Genomic DNA, 5,230 nt, shown 5'->3' with positions numbered 1-5,230 from the left:
CGGGCGACTTGCGCGACGCCCTGCGCGCCTGGGCCGCGCCCGTGAGCGCCCCCACCGCCGCCAGCAACGCCACCCTTGATTTTTTGCTGCGGCGCATGCGCCACAAGAGCGACTTCCCCGCGCTGTCGGATTCGGTGGCCCGCATCCAGCGGGTTGCCAACTCGGAAGACGACAGCATCAGCGACCTGACCCACGAGATCCTCAAGGATGTGGCGCTGACCAACAAGCTGCTGCGCTTGGTCAACAGCGTGCATTACGCGCGCGCCAGTCGGGGCACCATCAGCACGGTGTCGCGCGCGGTCAGCCTGGTGGGCTTCAATGCCGTGCGCAACATGGCCCTGAGCCTTGTGCTGCTCGACCACATGCAGGACAAGGCCCACGCCAGCCAGATGCGCGAGGAATTCCTGCGCGCCATGATGGCGGGCTCGGTGGCCGCCGAGCTCAGCAGCCCCGGCAACATGGCCGAGGAGGCATTCATTGGCGCCATGTTCCAGAACCTGGGGCGCATGCTGTGCGAGTTCTACTTCCCGGAAGAGGCGCGCCAGGTACGCAGCCTGGTGGCGGCCGGGCGTTTCGAAGGCGGCGAAGAGTCTGCGGCCATGCAGGTGCTGGGACTGGGGTTCGAAGACCTCGGGGCTGGCGTGGCGCGGGTGTGGGGCCTGCCCGACAGCCTGCAGCGCTGCATGCGCAAGCCCATGGGGGCGCCGCCGATGCGCCCGCCCGAACAGGGCGTGGAGCGCCTGCGCTGGGTGGCCATGGCGGCCAACGAGGTGGCCAACACGCTTCTGCAGGGCCAGACCGAGACCGAAGACCGCTTGCAGCAGATTGCAGCGAGCTATGCGCGCACGCTGGCGCTCACGCCAAGCGCCATCGCCGAGGCCACCCTGCGGGCGCGACATAAGCTGGTGGCGCTGGCCGAGGCGCTGGACCTGCAGGTAGAGCCCGGTTCGGCGGCAGCCCGTTTGCTGAGCCTGCCCGCGCCGCAAGGGGCTCCCACCCCGCCCGAGGACGCGTTGGCGCCGCTTGAGTTGCGCGCGGCCGATACCTCGGTGCTGCCCGCCGTGCTGGAATCGCAGGCGACGGGCACGGTGTCGGCGGCGCAGGTCAACGAAGTGCTGGCGGCCGGCATCCAGGACATCACCAATGCGATGGTGGAGAACTTCCAGCTCAATGACGTGCTGCGCATGATCCTGGAAACCATGTTCCGCGCCCTCGGATTCCGGCGCATGGTGTTTTGCCTGCGCGAGGCGCGCACCGACCTGCTGACAGGGCGGTTCGGCCTGGGGGAAGGCAGCGAAAGCGCCGTGCGCGCCATGCGCGTGCCCCTTAAAACGGCCAACGACCTGTTCGCGGCAGTCTGCGTGCGCGGGGCCGACACCCTCATCAACGACGCCACCGAGGCGCGCATGCAGGCCCGGCTGCCGCAATGGTACGTGCAAGGCATCAACGCGCCGGCCTTCCTGCTGCTTCCGCTGCAGATCAAGGGCCAGCCCTTCGCACTGATCTACGCCGACCAGTCTTCGCCGGGGGGCATCGTGGTGGACGACAAGGTGCTGGGCCTGCTGCGTACCCTGCGCAACCAGGCCGTGATGGCCTTCCGCCAGGCGGGCTGACGAGGCCCCTGGCGGCAGGCGGGGCTGGCCGGGCCTGATAATTGCGGCATGGCCGCCGTTTTTGAAAAGCCCACTCTCTCCCAGCGTTTCGTGCCCCTGTTCCAGGGGTTTGACTGGCCGCTCGTCCTGGTGGTGGCGTTGCTGGCCGGTGCCGGACTGCTGGCCATGTACTCGTCGGGGTATGACCATGGCTCGCGGTTCGTGGACCATGCCCGCAACATGCTGATTGCCGCTGCCATCCTGTTCATGGTGGCGCAGGTGCCGCCCCAGAAGCTCATGGCGTTCGCCGTGCCGCTGTATTCGGTGGGCGTGGTGCTGCTGGTGGCGGTGGCGCTGTTCGGCATCACCAAGAAAGGGGCGCAACGCTGGATCAACCTCGGTGTCGTCATCCAGCCCAGCGAGATTCTCAAGATCGCGATGCCGCTGATGCTGGCCTGGTGGTTCCAGAAGCGCGAAGGCCAGCTGCGGCCGCTGGATTTCGCCGCTGCGGGGCTGCTGCTGGCCGTTCCGGTGGGGCTGATCATGAAGCAGCCCGACCTGGGCACGTCGCTGCTGGTGCTGGCGGCGGGCTTGTCGGTGATCTTTTTCGCGGGGCTGTCCTGGAAGCTGGTGCTTCCTCCGGTACTGCTCGGTGTGGGCGGTGTGGCGCTGCTGGTGTCCCTTGAGCCGCAGCTGTGTGCCGAAGGCGTGCGCTGGGCCGTTCTGCACGACTACCAGCAGCAGCGCATCTGCACCTTGCTGGACCCTTCGCGCGACCCGTTGGGGAAGGGCTTTCACATCATCCAGGGCATGATCGCCATTGGCTCGGGCGGCGTGCTGGGCAAGGGCTTCATGGCGGGAACGCAGACCCACCTTGAATTCATCCCCGAGCGCACCACCGACTTCATCTTTGCGGCCTTTTCCGAAGAGTTCGGCTTGGCGGGCAACCTGTTCCTGATCGTGTGCTTCCTGCTGCTCGTGTGGCGCGGGCTGGCCATTGCGGTCGGTGCGACGACCCTGTTCGGGCGGCTCATGGCTGGCGCGGTGTCGATGATCTTCTTCACCTACGCCTTCGTGAACATGGGCATGGTCAGCGGCATCCTGCCGGTGGTGGGGGTGCCGCTGCCCTTCATTAGCTACGGCGGCACGGCCATGGTCACACTGGGACTGGCGCTGGGCATCCTGATGTCGGTAGCCCGGTCCCAGCGCATCGATCCCAAGGACGCCCGCCCCGCGCTGTGAGGGGGCATCCGCCGTGCATTGCGCAGGGCGGGGCATGGGGGTACAAACCGGGGGCCAACCGTGTCTTGGCATCAGCCCGGAGGTTCTTTCCATGGCGTCAAGGTTTGAGCTGAAAAAATCGAGCAACGACAAGTTCGTCTTCAACCTGCTGGCCGGCAACGGGCAGGTCATCCTGACCAGCGAGCTGTATGACTCGCGGGCCAGTGCGCTCAACGGCATCGAGTCCGTGCGGAAGAATGCGCCCGATGACGGCCGCTACGGGCGCCTGTGCGCCAAGGACGGATCGCCCTATTTCACACTCAAGGCCGGCAATGGCCAGATCATTGGCCAAAGCCAGCGGTACAAGGGCGAAAAGGCGCGGGATGCGGGCATCGAGTCGGTCAAGGCCAACGGGCCGGGCGCGCTGACCGACGACCAGTCCGCCTAGAGAGACCTCTGGGGCGTGCCTGCGGCTGGGCCCGGTCGGCGGTGCGCGGCTCTGGCGCTCCGCCCCGCACTGGCCGCCGAAAAGCCGCTGTCCGACAGCAGGTTGAGCGCCACCATGGCTGCAGCGTGAGTTCGGGCCAGGATGGCGCTGCGCAAACCTTATCGTGTCCGCCAGCACCTCCGTGCGTTGGCCGGCGCAAGCAACGCCTGCCCCGCACAGCCTGGAAAAAGGGTGGCTGTGCACATGGCCGGGCCGCAGAGCACGGGACGTTGGCTGCAGGAGACCTGGACCGCCACCTGGGCGCAAAGGCCTGTGCGAGGTTGGCGCTCGGTGGCCGATCGGGCGTGCAGCGTGGTGGCGGAAGGGCGTTGCGAACCGCGCGAAGGCGGGCGCCCCTGCCCGGCGCGGGGCATGCCTGCACGCCTAAAATGGCTGCATGTCCTCACGCTCCCCCTCTGCTGCGCCACAGCGCGCGCCCACCCTTCAGCGCATCGACGTTGCCCGCCAGTTGCTTCTCACGCCGTTTGGCCTCGACGAGGGCCACCTGGCGCGCGCGCTGGCCGAGATCCGCACCCACCAGGTGGACGATGCCGATCTGTACTTCCAGTACACCCGCAGCGAAGGCTGGAGCCTGGAGGAGGGCATCGTCAAGACGGGTTCGTTCTCCATCGACCAGGGTGTGGGCGTGCGCGCCGTCAGTGGCGAGAAGACGGCGTTTGCCTATTCCGACGACATCTCCGAGGCCTCGCTGCTCGACGCCGCGCGCACTGTGCGGTCCATTTCGTCTGTTACGCAAAGCGGGCGGGTGCGAGTAGCTCCTAAAAAAATAGCGAATGGACGCAGCCTGTATCCTGGCCTGGACCCTATCGCCACCCTGGACAGCACCGCCAAGGTGGCTTTGCTGGAAAAGCTGGAGCAGCGCGCCCGCGCGAAGGACCCGCGCGTGGCCCAGGTCATGGCCGGGCTGGCCAGTGAATACGACGTGGTGCTGGTGGCGCGTGCCGATGGCACCCTGGCTGCCGATGTGCGCCCCCTGGTGCGTCTGTCGATCACGGTGATTGCCGAGCAGAACGGCCGCCGCGAGATGGGTTCTGCCGGGGGCGGCGGGCGCTTCGGCCTGGCCTATTTCGACGATGAACAGATGGGCCAGTATGTGGACGAGGCCGTCAACGCCGCCCTGGTCAACCTCGAATCCCGCCCGCCCCGGCGGGCGAGATGACCGTGGTGCTGGGCCCGGGTTGGCCGGGTATCCTGTTGCACGAGGCGATTGGGCATGGGCTGGAGGGTGACTTCAACCGCAAGGGCTCGAGCGCCTTCAGCGGCCGCATCGGCCAGCGCGTCGCCGCCAAGGGCGTGACGGTGCTGGACGACGGCACCATTGCGGACCGGCGCGGTTCGCTCAACGTGGACGACGAGGGCCATGCCAGCCAGCGCAACGTGCTGATCGAGGACGGCATCCTCAAGGGCTACATCCAGGACGCGCTCAACGCCCGCCTGATGGGCGTGGCGCCCACCGGCAATGGCCGGCGCGAGAGCTATGCGCACATCCCCATGCCGCGCATGACCAACACCTACATGCTGGGCGGCGACAAGGATCCGCAGGAGATCGTCGCCAGCATCAAGAAGGGCCTGTACGCCACCAATTTCGGTGGCGGCCAGGTGGACATCACCTCGGGCAAGTTCGTGTTCTCGGCCAGCGAAGCTTACTGGGTCGAGAACGGCAAGATCCTCTACCCCGTCAAGGGCGCCACCATCGTGGGCAGCGGCCCCGAGTGCCTCAAGCGCGTGGGCATGATTGGCAACGACATGCGCCTGGACAGCGGCGTGGGCACCTGCGGCAAGGAAGGCCAGAGCGTGCCTGTGGGCGTGGGCCAGCCGACGCTGCGCATCGACGGACTCACGGTCGGCGGCACGGCCTGATCGCGGCCCGCCGGGCGCCGCACCTGGTGGTGTTGCGGGGGCACGCCAC

The 5,230-nt window shown here is 67.5% G+C and carries 3 protein-coding genes and 1 pseudogene; all 4 read left to right on the top strand.

Annotated features, from left to right (window positions below):
• On the top strand, nucleotides 1-1,613 hold a 1,613-nt coding region (locus tag ACDELDRAFT_RS18800), incomplete at its 5' end, for an HDOD domain-containing protein (protein ID WP_005799602.1).
• 48 nt (nucleotides 1,614-1,661) lie between these two features.
• Nucleotides 1,662-2,834 carry a rod shape-determining protein RodA gene (rodA, locus tag ACDELDRAFT_RS18795; protein WP_005799600.1) on the top strand — a complete coding sequence of 391 codons (1,173 nt, stop codon included), beginning with the start codon at nucleotides 1,662-1,664 and terminating at the stop codon, nucleotides 2,832-2,834.
• 91 nt (nucleotides 2,835-2,925) lie between these two features.
• Nucleotides 2,926-3,261 carry a YegP family protein gene (locus ACDELDRAFT_RS18790; protein WP_005799598.1) on the top strand — a complete coding sequence of 112 codons (336 nt, stop codon included), beginning with the start codon at nucleotides 2,926-2,928 and terminating at the stop codon, nucleotides 3,259-3,261.
• Nucleotides 3,262-3,697: 436 nt separating this feature from the next.
• Nucleotides 3,698-5,181: pseudogene (gene tldD / locus ACDELDRAFT_RS18785) on the top strand (metalloprotease TldD).
• Nucleotides 5,182-5,230 lie beyond the last annotated feature (49 nt).

Source organism: Acidovorax delafieldii 2AN (assembly GCF_000175235.1).
In the GTDB taxonomy this organism is placed as follows: domain Bacteria; phylum Pseudomonadota; class Gammaproteobacteria; order Burkholderiales; family Burkholderiaceae_C; genus Acidovorax; species Acidovorax delafieldii_B.
The sequence above is the reverse complement of the archived record's forward strand: the minus strand, read 5'-3'. Positions and strand labels throughout refer to the sequence as shown.

Bases quoted from the DNA above. Each gene is read 5' to 3' on its own strand.
- ACDELDRAFT_RS18790 (WP_005799598.1), top strand. From the start codon at position 2,926: ATGGCGTCAAGGTTTGAGCTGAAAAAATCGAGCAACGACAAGTTCGTC.
- rodA (WP_005799600.1), top strand. From the start codon at position 1,662: ATGGCCGCCGTTTTTGAAAAGCCCACTCTCTCCCAGCGTTTCGTGCCC.